We start from the raw sequence: 447 nt of genomic DNA, 5'->3' as shown, positions 1-447 counted from the left end.
GGCTCTACCCGAACTGACCGATGCCGAGCTTGCCGAATCCCGCAAACTGCTGTTGCGCTTTGCCCATATCCAGCTGCCCGACCGCCCCGATTTGGCGGAAGACCTCGTACAGGAAACCATGCTTTCTGCCTACCGTGCGGCCGAGGGTTTCAAAGGCGACGCCCAAGTGAGCAGCTGGCTGTTTGCAATCTTAAAAAACAAAATTACCGACTGCCTGCGCCAAATCGGACGGCAACGCCAAGTTTTCGTCACGCGCGACGAGGAAGCCTTGGATGAAGCCTTTGAAGGACATTTTGCCGCTGACGGGCATTGGACGGATGAAGGACAACCTCAGGGTTGGGACTCGCCCGAAGCCAGTTTGAACAATAAAGAGTTCTACCAAGTTTTACAGACCTGCCTCTACCATCTGCCGGAAAACACCGCCCGCGTGTTTACCATGAAAGAAAT

General features: G+C 54.6%; 1 protein-coding gene. It reads left to right on the top strand.

Going from position 1 to position 447, the window contains the following annotated elements:
* On the top strand, nucleotides 1-447 hold a 447-nt coding region (locus tag ACTHS3_RS16950; protein ID WP_440368633.1), incomplete at both ends, for a sigma-70 family RNA polymerase sigma factor.

The sequence above is a fragment of the Neisseria sp. P0009.S007 genome (assembly GCF_051962515.1).
Note: the sequence above shows the minus strand (reverse complement) of the source record. Positions and strands in the feature narration are given on the sequence as shown.